Annotated in this window: 20 protein-coding genes and 2 tRNA genes; 13 read left to right on the plus strand and 9 right to left on the minus strand. The window is 63.6% G+C overall.

Features of this window, described 5'->3' with window-relative positions:
- The first annotated feature begins 59 nt into the window (after positions 1-59).
- The gene (locus DDE75_RS06995; RefSeq protein WP_108501757.1) at positions 60-1268 is read left to right on the plus strand and encodes a beta-ketoacyl-[acyl-carrier-protein] synthase family protein; all 1209 of its coding nucleotides are present in this window, start codon (positions 60-62) and stop codon (positions 1266-1268) included.
- A gap of 69 nt (positions 1269-1337) precedes the next feature.
- Here DDE75_RS06995 and DDE75_RS07000 read toward each other — a convergent pair whose 3' ends face one another.
- Entirely contained in the window at positions 1338-2138 is an 801-nt protein-coding gene (locus tag DDE75_RS07000) for an invasion associated locus B family protein (RefSeq protein WP_108501649.1), read from the minus strand.
- Between the two features lie 488 nt (positions 2139-2626).
- On the opposite strand from DDE75_RS07000, the gene DDE75_RS07005 reads away from it, so the two are divergent.
- Complete coding sequence (locus DDE75_RS07005; protein WP_108501650.1) at positions 2627-4198, plus strand: helicase HerA-like domain-containing protein; 1572 nt, start codon at positions 2627-2629, stop codon at positions 4196-4198.
- Positions 4199-4216: 18 nt separating this feature from the next.
- On the opposite strand, the gene DDE75_RS07010 is transcribed toward DDE75_RS07005, so the two are convergent.
- Positions 4217-4549, minus strand: coding sequence for a DUF6477 family protein (locus DDE75_RS07010; RefSeq protein WP_108501651.1), 333 nt, complete (start codon positions 4547-4549; stop codon positions 4217-4219).
- Between the two features lie 218 nt (positions 4550-4767).
- Between DDE75_RS07010 and DDE75_RS07015 the strand changes: the two genes are divergently transcribed.
- Positions 4768-5895, plus strand: coding sequence for a DUF6456 domain-containing protein (locus DDE75_RS07015; RefSeq protein ID WP_108501652.1), 1128 nt, complete (start codon positions 4768-4770; stop codon positions 5893-5895).
- A 49-nt stretch (positions 5896-5944) separates the two neighbouring features.
- Here DDE75_RS07015 and DDE75_RS07020 read toward each other — a convergent pair whose 3' ends face one another.
- Positions 5945-7417: a catalase gene (locus tag DDE75_RS07020; protein ID WP_162798935.1), complete on the minus strand. Its 1473-nt coding sequence runs from the start codon at positions 7415-7417 to the stop codon at positions 5945-5947.
- 101 nt (positions 7418-7518) lie between these two features.
- Here DDE75_RS07020 and DDE75_RS07025 point away from each other — a divergent pair, with 101 nt between their 5' ends.
- Positions 7519-8421: a hydrogen peroxide-inducible genes activator gene (locus DDE75_RS07025; protein ID WP_108501653.1), complete on the plus strand. Its 903-nt coding sequence runs from the start codon at positions 7519-7521 to the stop codon at positions 8419-8421.
- A 39-nt stretch (positions 8422-8460) separates the two neighbouring features.
- Here DDE75_RS07025 and DDE75_RS07030 read toward each other — a convergent pair whose 3' ends face one another.
- Positions 8461-9009 (minus strand): peroxiredoxin, encoded by a 549-nt coding sequence (locus tag DDE75_RS07030; protein ID WP_108501654.1) that lies wholly within the window; start codon positions 9007-9009, stop codon positions 8461-8463.
- 232 nt (positions 9010-9241) lie between these two features.
- On the opposite strand from DDE75_RS07030, the gene lipA reads away from it, so the two are divergent.
- The 4 genes from lipA to DDE75_RS07050 all read left to right on the plus strand — a co-directional run bounded on the left by lipA (position 9242) and on the right by DDE75_RS07050 (position 11601).
- On the plus strand, positions 9242-10177 hold the full coding sequence (gene lipA, locus DDE75_RS07035) for a lipoyl synthase (protein WP_108501655.1): 936 nt from the start codon (positions 9242-9244) through the stop codon (positions 10175-10177).
- 126 nt (positions 10178-10303) lie between these two features.
- Positions 10304-10387 (plus strand) — tRNA-Leu (locus DDE75_RS07040).
- Positions 10388-10502: 115 nt separating this feature from the next.
- A complete protein-coding gene (locus DDE75_RS07045; protein ID WP_108501656.1) occupies positions 10503-10934 on the plus strand; it encodes an ElaB/YgaM/YqjD family protein in 432 nt (143 codons plus the stop codon).
- Between the two features lie 7 nt (positions 10935-10941).
- Positions 10942-11601, plus strand: coding sequence for a phage holin family protein (locus tag DDE75_RS07050; protein WP_108501657.1), 660 nt, complete (start codon positions 10942-10944; stop codon positions 11599-11601).
- A gap of 38 nt (positions 11602-11639) precedes the next feature.
- Here DDE75_RS07050 and grxD read toward each other — a convergent pair whose 3' ends face one another.
- The 3 genes from grxD to DDE75_RS17445 form a co-directional block, all read right to left on the minus strand.
- Positions 11640-12002 (minus strand): Grx4 family monothiol glutaredoxin, encoded by a 363-nt coding sequence (gene grxD, locus DDE75_RS07055; RefSeq protein ID WP_108501658.1) that lies wholly within the window; start codon positions 12000-12002, stop codon positions 11640-11642.
- A 64-nt stretch (positions 12003-12066) separates the two neighbouring features.
- The gene (locus DDE75_RS07060) at positions 12067-12309 is read right to left on the minus strand and encodes a BolA/IbaG family iron-sulfur metabolism protein (RefSeq protein WP_072296172.1); all 243 of its coding nucleotides are present in this window, start codon (positions 12307-12309) and stop codon (positions 12067-12069) included.
- 122 nt (positions 12310-12431) lie between these two features.
- Positions 12432-12599: a hypothetical protein gene (locus DDE75_RS17445; protein WP_170310933.1), complete on the minus strand. Its 168-nt coding sequence runs from the start codon at positions 12597-12599 to the stop codon at positions 12432-12434.
- 168 nt (positions 12600-12767) lie between these two features.
- Between DDE75_RS17445 and DDE75_RS07065 the strand changes: the two genes are divergently transcribed.
- Positions 12768-13280: a superoxide dismutase family protein gene (locus tag DDE75_RS07065; RefSeq protein ID WP_108501659.1), complete on the plus strand. Its 513-nt coding sequence runs from the start codon at positions 12768-12770 to the stop codon at positions 13278-13280.
- A gap of 103 nt (positions 13281-13383) precedes the next feature.
- On the opposite strand, the gene DDE75_RS07070 is transcribed toward DDE75_RS07065, so the two are convergent.
- Positions 13384-13473, minus strand: a tRNA-Ser gene (locus DDE75_RS07070).
- A 108-nt stretch (positions 13474-13581) separates the two neighbouring features.
- Between DDE75_RS07070 and DDE75_RS07075 the strand changes: the two genes are divergently transcribed.
- From DDE75_RS07075 to DDE75_RS07090, 4 genes are all read left to right on the plus strand, one after another.
- Positions 13582-14457 (plus strand): DUF2059 domain-containing protein, encoded by an 876-nt coding sequence (locus tag DDE75_RS07075; protein ID WP_108501660.1) that lies wholly within the window; start codon positions 13582-13584, stop codon positions 14455-14457.
- Positions 14454-15533 carry an NUDIX domain-containing protein gene (locus DDE75_RS07080; protein WP_108501661.1) on the plus strand — a complete coding sequence of 360 codons (1080 nt, stop codon included), beginning with the start codon at positions 14454-14456 and terminating at the stop codon, positions 15531-15533. Before DDE75_RS07075 ends, DDE75_RS07080 begins: the two co-directional genes overlap by 4 nt.
- Before the next feature lie 107 nt (positions 15534-15640).
- Positions 15641-16672 carry a cysteine synthase A gene (locus DDE75_RS07085; protein WP_108501662.1) on the plus strand — a complete coding sequence of 344 codons (1032 nt, stop codon included), beginning with the start codon at positions 15641-15643 and terminating at the stop codon, positions 16670-16672.
- Positions 16673-16680: 8 nt separating this feature from the next.
- Positions 16681-19137: a DUF3772 domain-containing protein gene (locus tag DDE75_RS07090; RefSeq protein ID WP_108501663.1), complete on the plus strand. Its 2457-nt coding sequence runs from the start codon at positions 16681-16683 to the stop codon at positions 19135-19137.
- Positions 19138-19211: 74 nt separating this feature from the next.
- On the opposite strand, the gene DDE75_RS07095 is transcribed toward DDE75_RS07090, so the two are convergent.
- Positions 19212-20306: an AI-2E family transporter gene (locus DDE75_RS07095; RefSeq protein WP_108501664.1), complete on the minus strand. Its 1095-nt coding sequence runs from the start codon at positions 20304-20306 to the stop codon at positions 19212-19214.
- Positions 20307-20346 lie beyond the last annotated feature (40 nt).

Raw genomic sequence — 20346 nt, forward strand, 5'->3', positions numbered from 1 at the left:
ACCGGGGCGTGGCTGCCCCGGTCGTGGCGACAGGGGCCGACATGGCGTGTCGCGAGGGTCTGCGGCGCGTCGTCATCACCGGCGCCGGCACGATCAACGCGCTTGGCCACGACGTGGCCTCGACACTGGAGGCCTTCCGCGAAGGGCGCTGCGGGATCACGCAGCTGGATTTTCGCGACGTCGAGCGTCTGTCGATCCAGATCGGCGGCCAGATCCACAACTGGACGCCCGAGACCTACTTCAACCGCCAGCAGATCCTGCTTTACGACAAGTTTACCCAGTTCACGCTGCTGGCCGCCAAGCAGGCCGTGGCGCAGGCGGGGCTGAACTTCGAAGGCGCGCTTGGGCTGCGGTCCGGTGTCATCCTTGGCACTGCGGGTGGCGGGTTGAACACTTGGGACGAAAACTATCGCGCCGTCTATGAAGAGGGTAAGAACCGCGTCCACCCCTTTGTCGTCCCCAAGCTGATGAACAATGCCGCTGCCAGCCATGTCAGCATGGAATTCGGCCTGCGCGGTCCGGCCTTCACCGTGGCAACTGCCTGCGCCAGTTCGAACCATGCGATGGGGTTGGCCTTCCAGATGGTCCGTTCGGGGGCTGCCGATGTGATGCTGTCGGGCGGGTCCGAAGCGATGCTCTGCTTTGGCGGCGTCAAGGCTTGGGAAGGTTTGCGCGTCATGTCCAAGGACGCTTGCCGCCCCTTCAGCGCCAACCGCAACGGCATGGTGCAGGGCGAGGGTGCAGGCGTCTTCGTCTTCGAGGAGTACAGTCGGGCGAAGGCCCGCGGCGCGGACATCCTTGCCGAGGTGGTGGGTTTCGCCATGTCGTCGGACGCGCAGGACATCGTCATGCCGTCGGCCCAAGGGGCCGAACGCGCGATCACCGGCGCGATGACGGACGCGGCCCTGAACCGCGAACAGATCGGCTATATCAACGCGCATGGCACCGGGACTGCGGCCAACGACAAGACGGAATGCGCGGCGGTGGCCCATGCCTTCGGCCATCATGCCGACAAGCTGATGATGTCCTCGACCAAATCCATGCACGGCCATCTGATCGGCGGGACGGGTGCAGTTGAACTGCTGGCCTGCATCATGGCGCTGCGTGACGGGGTCATCGCGCCCACCATCGGCTATCAGGAACATGATCCTGAATGCGCACTGGACGTGGTCCCCAACGAGGCCCGCGAGGTCGAGGTCGAGGCAGTCCTGTCGAACGCTTTCGCCTTCGGCGGGCTGAACGCCGTCATCGCGCTGCGACGCATCTGAACGCCAAGCGCCTGACATGAAAAAACCGCGCCCTGAAAGGGGCGCGGTTCGGTCGTCATGACGGGCCGATCACTCGGCGGGTTTGTCCTCGGCCGGCTTCTGATCGGCGGGCAGGGCGGCATAGGCGGCCAGTTCGTCGAAGGCGGCGGTGAAGCCCGACAGCGAGATCTCCAGCTGGACCGGCTTCTTGGGGTCGCCGCCGAAAGGCAGCAATTGCACGGTGGCCTTGTTGCCGCGCTTCATGCCGTTCAGCTCGGCTTGGGTGAAGCCCAGGCGCGAGATGCAGCCCACGGGCGCACAGAAGCTGAAGGGATAGCCGCGCATCTCGCCGCTGTCGACGCGGAAGCCCAGCCCCTCGATCAGGTCGGTTTCCAGCGGTGCGACCAGCGTGGCGCCGGCGGCGACATTGCCGTTCGACAGCGGGACCAGCGTCAGCTCGGCCACGGCATTGTCGTCCTGGTCGTTCAGCAGCTTGTACATCTCGCAGGGGTCTTTGCCCTCACCTGCACGGATGCAGCGGATAGTCCAATCGCCATGCTCGGATTTGGCGTAATAGGTGCCGGGGCGGTTAGGATCATTTGCGGCGGGTTGTTGCGCGGCTGCGGCATCGGCCTGTTCGTCCGTCTGATCCTCGGCCTGATCTGCCTCGGGGGCAGGGGTTTCCTCGGCGGGCGCGGCCTCTGCTTCGTCAGCCGGGGTCGCTTCGGTGGCCGCTTCGGCCGGGGTGGCGCCGGTCGCGGCTGCCGCATCGCCCGGCTGCTCGGTCGAGGTGGTCTCGGGCTGGGTCGGAGTGGCGTCGTCCTGCGCGAATGCCGGACCTGCGATCAGGGCCAATGCGGCCAGCAACGCGTGCGAGGGTTTGATGGACATCTATGTTTCTTCCCTTTGCTCAGAGCATTGGCGCTGATCTAGCACGACGCCTGCACCTTGTCAGGTGCAACAGACCCACCCGTGCTTCACCTTGATTTGAGCGTCGGGTGATCGGCGGGCAGTGGTGTGATCCGCGCGGATACGGCCGAAAGGTTGCGGCAAACTGGCGGGCGGTTCAAGCGCGGTCGCAACGCGAAAGGCCGTGGCTTTCACCACGGCCCCGACGCCTTTGCGTAGTCTCCCTGCCGGACTGGCCGGTCTTTATTGTCGTGCAGGCTAATCGCGCAGCCGTGATCAGTCAACTGCTGATACGTTTCACGATCTTTACAAAAAAGCCGCGCCCCGAAAGGCGCGGCAGGTCAAGAGGGAGGATGCTCGAACCCGCGACCGGCGATCCCGAACAAGTTGATCTTGCGCCAAACTGGTTAAGATTGTCTTTTCAGGAAGGGCGCATGGTGTTGCGTCCGTGAAAAAAAGTGGGGGTCACCATGTCGTCAGTTCTGGATCCGGATGCAGGCACCGTCTTTGTTGGCGGTGCAGGCCAAGGCTATGCGACGCCCGAGACGCTGCTGCTGAAATACGCCAACCGCCACGGGCTGATCGCGGGGGCCACCGGCACCGGCAAGACCGTGACACTGCAGACCCTGGCCGAGAGCCTGTCGCTGGCCGGGGTGCCGGTCTTCCTGTCCGATATCAAGGGCGATCTGTCGGGGCTGGCTTGTGCGGGGCGTTCCGACTTCAAGCTGCATGATGCCTTTACAAAACGCGCCGATCAGATCGGCTGCACGCTGGATTACCAATCCTTCCCCGTCACCTTCTGGGATGTCTGGGGCGAGCTTGGCCATCCGGTCCGCACCACCCCCGCCGAGATGGGGCCGCTGCTGCTGTCGCGCCTGCTGGATCTGACCGCCGCGCAGGAAGGCGTGATGAACATCGCCTTTCGTGTCGCGGACCAGGACGGCCTGCCGTTGCTGGACCTGAAGGACCTGCAAGCGATGCTTGTCTGGGTCGGCCAGAACGCCGCGGACCTGTCGTTGCGCTATGGCAATGTCAGCCCCGCCAGCGTCGGTGCGATCCAGCGGGCGCTGCTGGTATTGGAGAACGAGGGCGGCGATCGCCTGTTCGGCGAGCCCGCGCTGGAACTGTCGGACCTGATCCGGCAGGACGCATCGGGCAAGGGGGTGATCAACATCCTGGCCGCCGAACGGCTGATGAACGCACCCAAGCTCTATGCGACCTTCCTGCTATGGTTGCTGTCGGAACTGTTCGAGCAGCTTCCCGAGGTTGGCGACCCGGACCGCCCCCGCATCGCCTTCTTCTTCGACGAGGCGCATCTGCTGTTCGACGATGCCCCGAAAGCGCTGATCGACAAGGTCGAGCGGGTGGCACGCCTGATCCGCTCCAAGGGTGTCAGCGTCTGGTTCGTCAGCCAGAACCCCGCCGATATTCCCGAAAGCGTGCTGGGTCAGCTGGGTAATCGCGTGCAGCACGCCCTGCGCTCATTCACGGCCAAGGATCAGAAGGCCTTGCGGTTGGCCGCCGAAAACTATCGCCCGAACCCCGAATTCGACATCGCCGAGGCGATCCAGCAGGTCGGCACAGGCGAGGCCGTGACATCCTTCCTGGGGGCCAAGGGCACGCCCGGCATCGCGCAGCGCACGCTGATCCGTCCGCCGTTCAGCCAGCTTGGTCCCATCGATCAGGCGACGCGGGCGGATATCCTGAAGAAATCGCCGCAGGGTCTGAAATACGACAGGCCGCTGGATCGCGAATCCGCACATGAGATCCTGGCTAAGCGCACCGCCGAGGCCGCGCGTCAGGCCGAGGCAGAGATTGCCAAGCGGTCCGACGACGACCTGTTCGACATGTCGCCCGGAGACGGCCATCGCAATGCGCGCCGCTACGAGGCGCCCAAGCCCGACAAGCAGGCGACGCGCCGCAGCAGCCGATCCGACCGCGTGCTCGAGACCTTCGGCAAGAGCCTCGCGCGGCAATTGGGAACCCGGACCGGGCAGGCCTTGGTCCGGGGTGTCCTTGGATCGCTTCTGAAAGGGCGCTGACCCTAAAGCCCGCCGCCACTAAAGCGCGGTGGCCATCGGGGTGGGGTGCGCCTCGATGGCGGCGCGCATCTCGGCCATGATGGCGATCATCAGCAGCACATGGCGCTTCATGTCGTAATCGGCCAGGCGGTTCAGGCGATGATCGTTCTGAATCTCTTCTTCCGTGCGCAGGCGCGACAGGGCGCGGGCGGGTTCGGGGCAGCGGTCGGCGCGCAGCAGCCGGGCCAGATCGCGTTCACGCTTCCACGCGCGCTGTCCCTCGCGGGCCGCACGGATCAGCGCCGCGGGACGTCGGAAGGGTTGATCGGCATTGCGGGCGGGAAAGGCGATGACATTCGTGCTGTTGGTCATTCTTCTGATCCTCGAGGGGTTGACGCAGGACCACCATCACACAACCCAAGCGCGTGTTGCCGAATGGGTCAACGCAGCGCCCGCTCGGACAAGGAATCTTTAGGAATTGTTAGGGAATGTTGCGGCTATGTGCAGTAATACCCTGTTAACCACAGGGAAGGATTTTCAACCCAGGGTGGTCAACTGCCGGGCGACCCGAGGACGACAAGGGACCTGACATGACCATATTGACCGGTGATTTCGCACTCGACACCCCCATCGCGGAGCACCGTTCTGAAGGACGGCAAGCCGCGCATGGCGATGTTCTGGGCGACGATGCGCGCCTTTACCTGCGCCACGTCGAAAACGGCGAAACCATCCGTTCCTTGGCGCGCGAGGCAGGCTGCCACGCCTCGACCATCCTGCGCCGCATCCGCCGCTTCGAGGCGCGGCGCGACGATCCGCTGGTCGATGGCGCGCTGGCGAAGCCCGACGCAACCCCCAAGCCGAACGACGACCGCCAATCGCTGCGCGTGTTGCGCAGGCTGGCCGAGGCGGGGGCGGTGATGGTCACCGCGCCGGGCATGGACAAGGCCATCGTCACCCGTGACGACATCCGGACCGTGGTGCTGGAACGGCAATTGGCCGAGGCGATGGCCTTGAAAGGCTGGGTCGTCCAGACCCGCGACAGCGGTCGCGTCCAGCGCTATGTGATCGCGCCTGCCGGTCGCGACGCTCTGCGCCAGATGCTGCGGTCGCCGCGTCAGCGCAATGCGGCCATGGGACCCGATTCCTTTGCCGATGCCAGCCCCGTTCAGCCCGAGGGCATGGCCGAGGCCGCCGCATCCTTCCAGCACGCCGATCAGCATCGCATCTACGAAGACCGCGTCATGCAGGATCCCGAAGATGGCCGACACAAGCGCATGCGCGTCAACATCGCAGAAAGTCCCTTGCTGGTGCTGGCCCGCCGCCGCGACCATCAGGGCGAGGCCTTCCTGACCCCCGGCATGGTCACCGCCGGCGAGCGCCTGCGCGAGGATTTCGAGCTGGCGCAGATGGGGCCGCGCGTGACGCAGAACTGGGACGGCTTCATGACCTCGGGGATCGACGTGTCGCACAACGCCTCGGGCTATCGCGGCGGATCGGAATCGGCGCGTGATCGCGTGGCCCTGGCCCTGCGCGACCTTGGGCCGGGCATGGGGGACATCGTCCTGCGGGTCTGCTGCTTTCTGGAAGGAATCGAGATGACCGAGCGCCGCTTGGGCTGGTCGGCGCGTTCCGGCAAGATCGTCCTGCGCCTGGCGCTGATGCGGCTGGAACGGCATTACGCCGAACATTACGGCAAAGGATCGCCGCTGATCGGGTGATGCAGGAAAAGGGGCGCCACCGGGGCGCCCCTTTCATTTCGCGGTGTCGTCAGTCGTGACGGCGGGCGATTTCCTCGCGCGCAGCGCGGATGCCAGCGCCATAGGCCGGGCTGATGCGGTCGAAATGGCCCAAGGCGACCTCGACGATGGCGTCATCGGCACCCTCCATCGCGGCGGCCAGGTTGTGGTACAGCCGCGCACGTTCCTCGTCGTTCAGCACCTCGTCGTGCAGGGCACGGGGCTGGACGTAATCGTCCATCTGCTGCTGGTGCGGATGACGACCGGCCTCGCCCGAGATGCGCAGCGGCGGTTCGGCAAAGCTGCCATCCTCGACCGCGCCACCGAAGCTGTTGGGCTCGTAATAGGCGTCGATGCTGCCCGACTGATGCCCGAAGAAGTTCATCTGCCCATCCTTGTGATAGTGATGGACCGGGCATTTCGGCGCGTTCACCGGCAGATGTTCATAATGCGTGCCAAGGCGATAGCGATGGGCGTCGGCATAGCTGAAGACGCGCGCCTGCAGCATCTTGTCGGGCGAATAGCCGATGCCCGGCACCTTGTTCGACGGGCTGAAGGCGGCCTGCTCGATCTGGGCGAAATAATTGTCGGCATTGCGGTTCAGCGTGAACTCTCCGACCTCGATCAGCGGGTAATCCTTGTGCGACCAGACCTTGGTCAGATCGAAGGGGTCGAAGGCGGTCGTTTCGGCATCCGCCTCGGGCATGACCTGAACGAACATCTTCCAGCGCGGGTGCTGGCCGTTTTCGATCTTGCCGAACAAGGCCTCCTGATAGCCTTCGCGCGAATGGCCGATGATCTCGGCGGCCTCGCCGTTGGTGTAATGGCGGTGGCCCTGCTGGGTCTTGAAGTGGAACTTGACCCAGAACCGCTCACCCGCCTTGTTCCAGAAGGAATAGGTGTGGCTGCCATAGCCGTTCATGAAGGTCGGGTCCTGCGGCAGGCCGCGGTCCGACATCAGGATCGTCACCTGGTGCAGCGATTCGGGGTGGCGACCCCAGAAGTCCCACATGGCCGTCGGGCTGCGCAGGTTGGTGCGCGGATGACGCTTCTGGGTATGGATGAAGTCCGGGAACTTCAGCGGATCACGGACGAAGAACACGGGCGTGTTGTTGCCCACGACATCCCAGTTGCCCTGATCGGTATAGAACTTCAGCGCAAAGCCCCGCACGTCGCGTTCATGATCCGCCGCGCCCTGTTCGCCTGCCACGGTCGAGAAACGCGCCAGCATCTCGGTCGTCTTGCCGACTTCGGCAAAGATCGAGGCGCAGCTGTACTGCGTGATGTCGTTCGTCACGGTGAAGGTGCCGAATGCACCCCAGCCCTTAGCGTGGACGACGCGTTCGGGAATGCGTTCACGGTTCTGATGGGCCAGCTTTTCAAGAAGCTGATAATCCTGCATCAACAGTGGACCGCGCGGTCCGGCCGTTTCGCTGTTCTGGTTCGAGGCGACCGGCGCGCCAGCCGTGGTCGTCATCGTGGGGCGGTGGGATTGGTCGTTCATGCAATGCGATCCTTGGTTGGGTCTGCGATATGGGCGCAACATGACGTATGGATCATATAAACTGAAATTGCATTTTCTGCTGGATGTGATCAGAATGCCTTATGAACATCACGCTCCGTCAGTTGAGATATTTCCTTGCCCTGTCGCGCAGTGGCAATTTCACGCGTGCCGCCGAGGCGATCCATGTCACCCAGCCTGCGCTGTCGATGCAGATCCGCGCGTTGGAGGATGAGGTCGGCGCGCGCCTTGTCGAACGCACGCCCCAAGGGGTGGTGCTGACGCCGCAGGGGCGATCGTTGGCCGATCATGCCGAAAAGGTGCTGGGCGCCATGACCGACCTCGAGACCGCGTTGCGCCAGCCGGGGCAGGGCGGTCGGCTGATGCTGGGAATGATCCCGACCGTCGCCCCCTATCTGCTGCCCGAGGTGCTGCCCATCCTGCGTGCCCGCGACATCGGCCGCGATCTGCACCTGCGCGAGGCGCAGACCGATACGCTGCTGGACGAACTGCTGGCCGGTCGCCTTGACGCCGTCGTCGTCGCCAGCCCGCCCGAGGATGCGAACCTTGGCGGTGAACTTCTGTTTCAGGATCGGTTCCTACTGGCAGGCAGCGCCGCGCGCATCGCCGATCTGGATGGGAAGGCGATCGCTCCGTCAGCGTTGGATCCGGGACATCTGCTGTTGTTGGACGAGGGGCATTGCCTCGGCGATCAAGCGCTGGAGGTCTGTGGCCTCAGCCGCCGCAGCAGCCGGCTGGATCTGGGGGCGGCGTCGCTGTCGACGCTCTGCCGCTTGGCCGCGCAGGGAATGGGGCTGACCTTCCTGCCGCAGATCGCCTTGGGCCAGGAAACCGCCGCCGCACCGGGTTTGACCGCCATCGGGTTTCCCGAACCCCAGCCCGCGCGCCAGATCATGTTGCTGCGTCGCCGGTCGACCCACGCACAGGGCTGGTTCGACGATCTGGCCCAGATGCTGCGGAATGCGGCGCAGCCCCTGCTGGCCTGAAAATGGCGGGGCGGTCAGGCGACCACCCCGCCGGGGCCATCAGGCCAGTTCGGTGACGTTGGCGTTCTGCAGCCAGGCCAGGATCGCCTCGGGCGAGGTCTCGCCATAGGGATCCTCGGCGCAATCGTCGCAGCGACCCGGTTCCTCGAACCATGCGACCACCTTGCCGTCGTCGACGATGGCGGCATAGCGCCAGCTGCGCGCGCCGAAGCTGAGGTTGTCCTTGCGCACCAGCATGCCGACCTTGGCGGTGAATTCGCCTGAACCGTCCGGAATGACCGTCACGTGGTTCAGGTTCTGCGATTTCGCCCATTGGTTCATCACAAAGCTGTCGTTCACGGACATGCAATAGACGGCGTCGATGCCCAGATCCTTCAGCTGGTCATGGGCCGCCTCGAAGCCGGGCAGCTGATAGGTCGAACAGGTGGGCGTGAACGCACCGGGCAGCGAGAACAGCACGACGCGCTTGCCGGCGAAATAATCTGCCGTGGTCATGTTCTGCCAGCGGAAGGGGTTCGAACCGCCGATCGATTCGTCGCGAACGCGGGTGTGGAAGGTGACGTCTGGCAGCTGCGATCCGGGTTTCATGAAAACTCCTGTCTGTGTGAAGGGACACCGCCGATGCGGTTCCTGCGACTTCCTCCCCTTGCGCGGGGTGGTAACGCCGCGTTGCGGCAAGGGCAATGCCGCAGCGCGGCTGATCGGCGCATCATGACAGCCATGTGTCGCGCGCATCGGCAACGCGTTGCCAATCGTGCCGAAAGGGCCTAATTCTGCGGGAACCGCGATCGAAAGGACCAAGACCTTGCGCGACCTCAGGATGCCGGATCAGCGTCACCCGGAAAAGGCGCATCGCGCCGACCAGGCCCAGCCCAAGAAGCCCGATTGGATCAGGGTCAAGGCGCCCACCTCGGAAGGCTACAAGCAGACGCGCGATCTGCTGCGTGAAAACCGCCTGTCGACCGTCTGCGAAGAAGCAGGCTGCCCCAACGTCGGCGAATGCTGGAGCCAGGGCCACGCCACCATGATGATCATGGGAGAAATCTGTACCCGTGGCTGCACCTTCTGCAACGTGGCCACCGGCCGCCCGCAGGACCTGGATGCCTTCGAGCCGGGCCGCGTGGCCCATGCCGTGCAGAAGCTGGGCCTGAACCATGTCGTGATCACCAGCGTCGACCGCGACGATCTGGACGACGGCGGGGCCGAACATTTTGCCCAGACCATCCGCGCGATTCGCCACCGCTCGCCCACATCGACGATCGAAGTGCTGACGCCGGACTTCCTGAAGTCCAAGCCCGGTTCGCTGGAGATCGTGGTCGAGGCGCGTCCCGACGTCTTTAACCACAATCTGGAAACGGTGCCCGGCCTCTATCCGACCGTGCGTCCCGGTGCGCGCTATTTCCATTCGCTGCGGTTGCTGCAGCAGGTCAAGGAAATGGACCCGACGATGTTCACCAAGTCGGGCATCATGGTGGGTCTGGGCGAGGATCGTCAGGGCGTGTTGCAGGTCATGGACGACATGCGGGCCGCCGACATCGATTTCATCACCATCGGCCAGTATCTTCAGCCGACGCCCAAGCACCACCGCGTCGACCGCTTCGTCACGCCCGAGGAATTCAAGGGTTATGAAAAGTCGGCCTATGGCAAGGGCTTCCTGATGGTCTCGGCCACGCCGCTGACCCGTTCGTCCTATCACGCGGGCGACGATTTCGCCCAGCTGCGTGATGCGCGCCTGGCGAGGCTGGGTCGCGCCTGATCCACGAATGATGAGGGGGCCGGGCAATCCGTCCGCGCCCCGTTTCTTCCTCTTGCATATCCGCGCGGACGGAAATATTCGTCTGTCAGACCCGGAAGGGTCGCGCCGAAAGAGCGCCGAGAGATCGGGGGCGTGGCGGAATGGTAGACGCGACGGATTCAAAATCCGTTTCAGCAATGAGTGCCGGTTCGAGTCCGGCCGCCCCTACCACGCTCTTTCGCGATCACCCCATGTCAATAAAGATTTTTATCCTGATCGGGAACAATCACCTTGGGCGTTTGTTTGTCCAGCGAAGGTGACACGACACCGATGAAAGGACTTTACCATGGCAAATTCGATCTCTGCCGACGACGTGAAACGCGACGCACAATCCGCCGCAAACGAGGCGCGCAGCGACCTGAACGAGGGCGCGCGCAAGGTGCGCGAGGACGTCCGCGATACCGTCGACAACCTGTCCGAGAATTCGGGTGCGGATCGCTTGGCGCAGCGCGGTGCGGAAATCGCGAACGACGCTGTCGAAGCCGGTCGCAACTATGCAGGTCGCGCCCGTGAGACCGGTCAGGAATACGCCGATCGCGCACGCATGGAAGCCGAACGCCTGTATGGTGCCGGCCAGCAAAAGGCGCATGAAGCTGCCATCTATGCCGAAGAGCGTTATGACGAAGTGTCAGAAATGGTCCGCCGGAACCCGGCGCAGTCCTTGGGCATCGCGGCAGGCGTCGGCTTCCTGGTCGGCCTGCTGATCGCGCGTCGCTGAGCCGCCCATGTTCGATTTTGCCCGCAATGCAAAACTTGCTCTGACGGACAAGGCCCGCCGCGCGGCGCTGAAAGGCGCTGCCGGTGTGGTCGCGGTGATCGGACTTGGGTTTCTGACGGCGGCGCTGTGGTCCTATCTGGCGAACGAACTTGGATGGGGTTCCACCTTGGCGTCCTTGACGATCGGCGGCGCCTTGGTCATGATCGCGCTGATCATTGTTGCAGTGTCGTCGCGCGAAAAGCACAAGATGCCCAGCTCTGACGATCTGCGTAAGGAAGTCGAGGCGCGGGTAACGCTGGCGACGGACGCAGCGGTTGCCAAGGCTCGTACTGAAGCTAACAAAGTCGTCGCTATGGCCGAGAATAAGGCTCATGCCTTGATCGACGAGGCGGGATACCGCGCTGCCAAGGTTGCCAGCGATACCGAACGCAGGGTCTTCGGCACGGTTCGCGAGACCGCGACGTCACTGGGCCTCTCGACGCAAAACATCCAAGCCGCTCAGCGCTCGACCGACAAATTTGTCCAGCAAGCGCGACAGACATCCAACAGCAACGCCGGAAGCATGGCCAAGCTGATCGGAGCCTTCGCAGTCGGTATTACGCTCGCTGCCAAAATCCAAGAAGGTCGCAGATCCGATATCTATCACGACCCAGACGATGTGATCTGAGAAACGAAAAGGGCGCCCCGATGGGCGCCCTTTCCACATCAGGCGTTTGCTTCCCGGATCTTGTCCGCCGCAGCTTGGTCGAACTCGACGCCTTTCTGCGCGAACAGCTGGTCCAGTTCACCCGACAATGTCATCTCGGTGATGATGTCACAGCCACCGACAAATTCACCACTGACATACAGTTGCGGGATGGTCGGCCAGTCCGAGAAGTCCTTGATGCCTTGGCGCAAACCTTCGTCCGCCAGCACGTTCACGTCTTGAAACGAGACGCCCATGTAGTTCAGCACGCCGGCAACACGGCTGGAGAAACCGCATTGCGGCATTTCCTTGGTGCCCTTCATGAACAGCACCACCGGGTTGGTATCGATGATCTGCTGGATGTTCGTCGTCACGTCGCTCATTTGCGCAATCCTTTTGGTCGCGGGCCTGACGGTCGCAGGCCGTAATTCGGGGGCAGGGGCCGCTTCAGGCGGGCGCCTTGGTGGTCAGGGCCAGCGCATGCAGCGCGCCTGCCGGACCGTCCATCTTGCCTTGCAGCGCGGCATAGACGGCACGCTGCTGTTGAACCCTGTTCTGACCGCGGAAGCTTTCGTCGATGACTTCGGCAGCATAGTGATTGCCGTCACCGGCCAGATCGGTGATCGTGATCTTCGCATTCGGGAATGCGGCCTGGATCAGGGCTTCGATGTCATGGGCTTCCATCGCCATCGGGTGTTCCTTCTGTCTTTCGTGTCAGATGTAGGGGATGGCAATCCGCCTCGCAAGGCCATGCGAAAGGCCGCACCCGTGAAGGTGCGGCCTATGCGTGATCTTTGGGTCGCTGATGCGGCTCAGTTCACGCCGCCAAGGGCGCCGGCCGTGCCGCCGACGACAGCTCCGACGGGTCCGGCAACAACAGCGCCGCCCACGCCACCTGTGGCCGCACGTTCGGTGGTGGTATCACCGCAGGCCGACAGGGTCAGAACGGCGGCAGTCAGTCCAAGGGTCAGGAAGCGCATGGTCAAATCCTTATGTCTGGAAAACTTCATTCCATGAATTGACGCCGCAGCATCCGCAAAGTTCCCGCATGAGGCTGAATGAGGGCAGTCCGGTCGTCCCGGACATGGAACATCGGCCCATCTGGGCGGTTGATGTCGCAGGAAGACTCACAACGACAGGACAAGACAATGACCCGTATGAAGACCGCCGCCATGATTGCCGTCCTTGCCGCCGGACCTGCGATGGCCGCAGAAAATGCCACGATGTCGGCCGATATCGCGAATGCCGAAGGCGAACCCCGCGGCACCATCGAGGCGACCGAAACACCTTCGGGCATGATGCATGTCACCATCGAACTGATGGATGTCGCTGAAGGAACCTACGGGGCCCATCTGCATGAAACCGGCCTCTGCGAAGGGCCCGACTTCAAATCCGCCGGCGGCCATCTTGCAAAAGAGGGCGAGGAACACGGCGTGCTGTCGGAAAACGGCCCGCATGTTGGCGATATGCCCAATATCCACATCCCGGAAAACGGAGCCATCACGGTCGAGTATTTCGTCCCCGAACTGGATGCTAATCTGATCGGAGACGAAGACGGCACCGCTTTCATGCTGCACGCCAAGGCCGACGATCTGAAATCCCAACCCTCGGGTGATGCGGGCGATCGAATGGCCTGCGCCGTGCTGGCAGCAAAGCAATAAGCCTGTCCAACTGAACAGGGCGACGCTTCGGCGTCGTCCATTCCGCACATAATCCTGTGGCCCTTTCGGGCGCAGCCTTCCAGACTGATATATCAGGAAAAAGTGGCGGAGAGACAGGGATTCGAACCCTGGGAACCCTCTCGGGCTCAACGGTTTTCGAGACCGCCCCGTTCGACCACTCCGGCACCTCTCCGCGCTTCTTGGGTGGTGAGGCGGGGATTAGATCGACAGGGGTTGAAGCGCAAGGGGGTTTCGACCAAAAAATGCATAAGTGTCGAATTTTCTTGGGAAGGTGCGGGTGATGCTGACGATCATGTGTCTTGGAACCGCACTGGCCGTAGGGCCGGTCATGCCGGACAGCGCGGCTGACTGGCCCGAACGGATCGTGCAGGCGCAGGTCGCGAAACAGTCCAGCACTGTCGAGCACCTTTGGTCGGTCCTGAACCTCGAACCTCAAATGCGGATATTCCAGCAGGAGGCTGTTTCCGAAGCCGCGCGTCTCGCCTCCGAGGGCATGATCGCGGGTACCGGTCGGCCTTGGTCGGCGACAGTCGGCGACATTCATGACCCCGCCCGGCTTAAGACGCTTTTTCGTCGGGGACTGGCGCGGTCCTTGGACAATGCCGACCCCGCGCTGATCGCCGAGGCGTTGCGCTTTTATGAAACGGGGCTTGGGCGACGGCTGGTTCCGCTTGAGACCTCGGCCCGCAACGCCATGCTGGATGATCAGGTCACGGCCCACGCCAGCGAGGCCTTTGCCAAAGCCGAAGCTCAGGGTGATCCCCGTGCTGCACAGATCCTGCGCCTGATCGAGGAGGCCGATCTGATCGCACCGAATGTTAGCAGTGGGCTGAACGCCTCGGTCGCGTTTTCGACTGGCTTTGGCGCCGTAGGCGGGTTCGACATGCCTTTGACGCAAGATCAGATGTTGGCGGAGACCTGGGCGCAGCAGGACCAGATCGAGGCCGAAACCCGCGATTGGCTGCAAGCCTTTCTGATGCTTGCCTATTCGCCTTTGTCGGATAACCAGATCGACACCTATACCGCCTTTGCCACATCCGCCGCTGGACGAGAGTTGGCGCAAGTCATGTTCGCAGCCTATGATGCCGTGTTCCTGCAGACGTCGCGCGACATGGGGATGGCAGCAGGTCTGCGCCTGCAGGGACAACAGCTATGACAGTCATTCTTGTCGGGCCGTTGGCACAGCCGGAACTGATGCGGGCGCTTGACCTGGAGGGTGCGCCCGTAGCGATTGCGGGCAGCCTGTACGGCGGATCGCATGCCGGGCTGCAAAGGGACGGCTGGCCCAGCTGGGCGGACGATGGCGGTCGGCTGCAAGGCGTCGCCGTTCACATATCGCCGCAGTTGCAGCGCTATGCCGCTGTCATGCATCTGCCTGTCCACGACATCGGAGGCCATCGGGTCATGGGTATGACGGACCAACCGAAGACCGACGCCCGATGGTATCCCGACCCCGACCGCGACGCACTGAACGCCGAGATTGCCCGCCAGATCATCGCTGCTGGCGACGACGTCGATCCTGAGCTTCTGGCTTGGCGGTTGCCGATGATCGGGATCTGGGCCTCGACACGGATCAGGGCTGCCGGGATGCCGATTTCGGGGCAGGGGGTTGTCGCGCACCGCGGCCCGGATGCTGTCCGCACGCTGGAACGCCATCAGCGCTTCCAAGGGTATTTTGCCGTCGAAGAGCGGAGCCTGACCCATGATTTGCACCAAGGGGGCAGTTCGACCCGCGTGACCCGCGAAGGGTTTCTGATGGGGGATGCCGTGGTCATGCTGCCGTGGGATCCCGTGCGCGATCGCGTGTTGATCATCGAACAGTTCCGCTTTGCCCCCTATCTGCGCGGCGATCCGCAGCCGTGGCAGCTTGAGCCCATCGCGGGTCGTGTGGATGCCGGTGAGACGGTCGAAGCAGCCATCCTGCGCGAAGCCCGCGAGGAGGCGGGGTTGGACATCAAGACCCTGCTGCCCTGCTTCAACTGCTATCCCAGTCCGGGCGCGGTCTGCGAGTTTCTGTACCAGTTCATCGGCATCGCGGACCTTCCCGATGATGTCACGGGTGTCCACGGGTTGGATGCCGAGGCCGAGGACATCCGCAGCCATGTCATGGACCGCACGCGTCTGTCGGATCTGGTGGACCAGGGCCAGATCGCCAACGGTCCATTATCCACGCTTTCGCTGTGGCTGGACGCCCGCGTGGACAGGATCAGGGCGGAACTGGCGGGCCGCTAGGGCCGTTCCCTGCTGGTCACGGCACCGTGGGGCGGGGTTGCCCCTTGGTGGCGTGCATGTGTAGGTATTCAGCATATTGAACCCAACCGGAAAAAAGGTCGATCGCCATGCGAATCTGTTCTGATCTGGCCGACGCGATCGGCAATACCCCGTTGATCCGTCTGAACCGCGCCAGCGACGAAACCGGCTGCGAGATCCTCGGCAAGGCCGAATTCATGAACCCCGGCCAGTCGGTCAAGGACCGCGCGGCGCTGTATATCATCAAGGATGCGGTCGCACGCGGCGCGCTGCGTCCCGGCGGCACCATCGTGGAAGGGACCGCGGGCAACACCGGCATCGGGCTGGCGCTGGTCGGTGCCTCGATGGGCTTCAAATCGGTGATCGTCATCCCGGAAACCCAAAGCCAGGAAAAGAAGGACATGCTGCGCCTTGCAGGTGCCACCTTGGTTGAGGTTCCCGCAGCCCCTTACAAGAACCCGAACAACTATGTCCGCTATTCCGGTCGTCTGGCCGAGGCGCTGGCGCGCACCGAGCCCAACGGCGCGATCTGGGCCAACCAGTTCGACAATACCGCCAACCGCCAGGCCCATGTCGAAACCACCGGCCCCGAGATCTGGGACCAGACCGACGGCAAGGTCGACGGCTTCATCTGCGCCGTCGGATCGGGCGGTACGCTGGCGGGGGTGGCCGATGCGCTGCAGCCCAAGGGCGTCAAGATCGGCCTGACCGACCCCGAGGGCGCGGCGCTTCACTCCTTCTATACCACCGGCGAATTCGACAGCCCCGGCAGCTCGATCACCGAAGGCATCGGGCAGGGGCGCATCACCGACAACCTGAAGGGCTTCACCCCTGATTTCAGCTGGCGCATTCCCGACGATGAGGCCCTGCCCATCGTCTTCGACCTGCTGAAGGACGAAGGCCTGTGCCTTGGCGGGTCGTCGGGCATCAACATCGCCGGTGCCATCCGCATGGCCCGCGAGATGGGTCCGGGCCATACCATCGTCACGATCCTGTGCGACTACGGGAACCGTTACCAGACCAAGCTGTTCAACCCCGAGTTCCTGCGCGCCAAGGGCCTGCCCGTTCCCGAATGGCTGACCCGCGGCGCACCCGAGCTGCCCGAAGTCTTTGAAGGTTGATCCACTACATGCGACATTTCCTAGCAATGCTGATGGTGGCCTTCCTGGCCATCACGGCAACGCCGATCCTTGCCCAGCAGAACCAGACCCTGAACTATGACCAGTGGGAACAGACCGCCGAAAAGGTCGAGGCTCTCTCGGTCGATCCGCAGGCTTCGGACGCAGCCCTCGATCAGGCGCGCGATACCATCGTCGAATGGCGCGACCGCCTTCAGCAGGGTCAGAACGTCAACGCCGACCGCATCGCAACCCTGCGCAACCAGATCGAGGCGCTTGGCCCCGCACCCGCTGAAGGTGAAAGCGAAGACGCCGACGTCGCCAGCCGCCGCAAGGAGCTGAACGAACAGCTGTCCACAGCGCAGGCCCCCCGGCTTGCCGCGACCGAGGCGGCAAGCCGTGCGAATTCGATCATCTCGCAGATCGACGAGGTCATCCGTCAGCGACAGGCCTTGGCGTTGGCGCGTCAGACACCCTCGCCCTTGCTGCCCACCAGCTGGGCCGCAGCGGTCTCGGACGGTTTCAAGCTGCTGGAGGGCGTCGCCTCCGAGGTTTCGGTCCAAGGTGCCACAGCCGAGACCTTTGCCGAAGCGCGTTCCCGCCTGCCCATCGCGGGCGCCTATCTGCTGGCGGCGATCCTGCTGCTGACGCTTGGCCGGCGTTGGATCATCAACCTTCCGTCGCGGCTGTCGGCGCGTGCGTCGTCCTACAGCCGGGCGGTCATGGCCTTCGTCGTGTCGCTTGGCCAGATCGCCGTGCCGATGATCGGGGTCAACCTTGCGATCCGCGCGATCCAGGCGACAGGTCTGCCCGGTCCTTGGACCACACCGTTCCTTGACGCCCTGCCGGTTGCGGCCGTCATCCTGTTCGGCGGCATCTGGCTGGCAAGGGCGATGTTCCCGCGCGAGGCCATCGCCTATACCTCGCTGCAGATGGGGGAGGCTGCCCGCATATCGGCCGCACGCATGGTCACCACGCTGGCGACCCTGATGTCGATCCACCACATCCTGTCGCGCGCCGTGCTGCCGCTTTCCGGACTCTACGAGCAGGGCGAGGCGCAGGTCGGTCGCGTACCGGTCCAGTTCAGCGAGGCCGCCGCCGGTGTGTGGCATATCGTCATGGTCGTCCTTGCCGGTCTTGCGATGGTCAAGCTGGGCAATACGCTGCGCCGCCTGACGCGCGATTCCGTCACGCAGGATCTGTCCTATCGCCATTGGATCGTGGCCTGGGCGGGCGAGCTGACCCGCATCGTGCCGATCATCGCACTGATCGCAATGGCTGCAGGCTATATCAACCTCGGCAATCTTCTGGTCTGGCCGTGGCTCTTGTCGCTCGGGCTGGTTGCGCTGCTGATCCTGCTGCAGGATTTCATCGCCGACGTCTTCAACATGCTGCAGCGTGGTGCCGAAGGGGCCCGCGACGGTCTGGCACCGCTGCTGATCGGCTTTGCGCTGGTCATCCTGTCGGTGCCGCTGTTCCTGGTCATCTGGGGCGCATCGACCGAGGAATTGGGTGAATACTGGGTGCGCTTCCGCACCGGCATCAGCCTTGGCGGCATCACTCTGTCCCCCGGCGCGATCCTGACGTTCCTAGTCGTCTTTGCCATCGGCTACGGCGTCACCCGGACGGTGCAGGGGGCGTTCCGCACCTCGATCCTGCCGAAGACCAAGCTTGATCCCGGTGGTCAGAATGCGCTGGTATCCGGTCTGGGCTATGTCGGCGTCTTCCTAGCGGCAGTTCTGGCCATCACCTCGGCCGGCATCGACCTCAGCTCGCTCGCCATCGTTGCGGGTGCACTGTCTGTCGGTATCGGTTTCGGCCTGCAGAACATCGTGTCGAACTTCGTGTCCGGCATCATCCTGCTGATCGAACGTCCCGTCAGCGTTGGCGACTGGATCAGCGCGGGTGGGCAGCAGGGGATCGTCAAGCGTATCTCGGTCCGCTCGACCCAGGTCGAGACTTTCGATAAGACCGAGGTGATCGTCCCGAACAGCGACCTGATCAGCCAGCCGGTCACCAATTGGACCCGCCACAACAAGGTGGGCCGCATCATCGTGCCGGTCGGCGTCGCCTATGGCACCGATACCCGCAAGGTCGAACGCATCTTGCGCGAGATCATCGAGGATCAGCCCATGGTCGCCATCGATCCGCCCCCCTCGGTCCTGTTCCGGGGCTTGGGTGCCGACTCGCTCGACTTCGAGATCCGCGCCATTCTTGCCGATGTCGGCGCAGGTCTGGGCGTCACCTCGGATGTGCTGCACGAGGTCGTCCGCCGGTTCGAGGAGGAAGGCATCGAGGTGCCCTTCGCACAGCGCGACATCTGGCTGCGCAACCCCGAGGCCCTGACGGGCGCGGAAAAGCCCGTACGTGAGGCACCCTCCGGCCCGCAAAAGCACGACCCGGCCCTGATCTTCGATCAGGATTCAGATGCTGCGGGTCTGCCGGACGGTGGTGACGGCGACCGGTGATCGCGCAGTTCAAACGATAAAAGGCGCCCTCGGGAAACCGGGGGCGCCTTTTTCATGACAAAGACGTCAGCGTTTCACGCAGCGCGGGGGCTGTCCTGACGGTCGCTGGTGCCATCATCGGGCAGCCCTTCGCGCGACAGCATCACGGCGACGGGACGCAGCCAAGGGATATGCGCGCAAACGATCATCAGCGCCACCATGATGGGGACCGCAAGGAACATGCCGGGAATGCCCCAGACCGCGCCCCAGAAGGCCAGCGACAGGATGATCCCGAAGCTGGACAGCCGCAGCGTCTGGCCCAGCAGCATCGGGTCGATGACATTGCCGATGATGAACTGCACAAGACTGCACAGCGCCCCGACGATCAACGTCATCGTCATGTCGCCTGTTAGCACGAAGACAAGAATTGCCGCGACGACCGTCGCGACGATGGACCCGACCGAGGGGATGAAGTTCAGCACGAAGGTTAGGATGGCCACGGCGGTCGCCAACTCCAGACCGAAACCGTTGAAGATCAGCCAGACCAGTGTCGCGGTGACCAGGCTGACCGCGGTCTTGACCACCAGATAGCGGTTCACCCGATGCATGATCGAGGTGATGATCCGCCGGACCTGTCGCGCCTGATCGGCATCCTCGGACAGGCGTTCGACCTTCTGGGGAAACCAGACCTGTTCGGCGAACATGAAGCCCACGAACAGGATGACCAGCACGCTGCCCGACAGAATGCCCGAGGCCTGACCGGCCAAGGACCTGATCCAGCCGGTGATATTGAAGTTGGTCAGCGCCGTGATGATGCGTTCCTGCGCCTCGGGGCCAAGACGCTCGGTCAGGGCGGGGATGGCGGCCTGTGCGCGTTCGGCATAGCTGATCGACAGGAAGACGATCTCATTGACCTGCGCCACGATTGTGGTCGAAATCCACAGAAGTCCAAGCGCGATCCCGATCAGCGCCAGCGTCGTCGCCAGCCAGTTCGGGACCTTAAGCCGGGTCGAAATTGCGTGGATCGCGTCCGAGGTCAGTGAAAACAGGATGATCGCGATGGCCAGCGAAATCAGGATGAAGCGCGCCTGCACCAGCATGAACAGCAGCAGGGAAAAGGCGATGATCCCCAGAAAGCCCGTCTGAAGGCGTTCGCGCAAGACCGATTCGTTCGATTGATCCAAGGGCATCCCCGCTGGTTCGGAAAAGCCCGCCCCGGTCAGGGGCGGG

Origin of the sequence: Paracoccus indicus (genome assembly GCF_003056335.1) — a bacterium.
Classification (GTDB): Bacteria; Pseudomonadota; Alphaproteobacteria; order Rhodobacterales; family Rhodobacteraceae; genus Paracoccus; species Paracoccus indicus.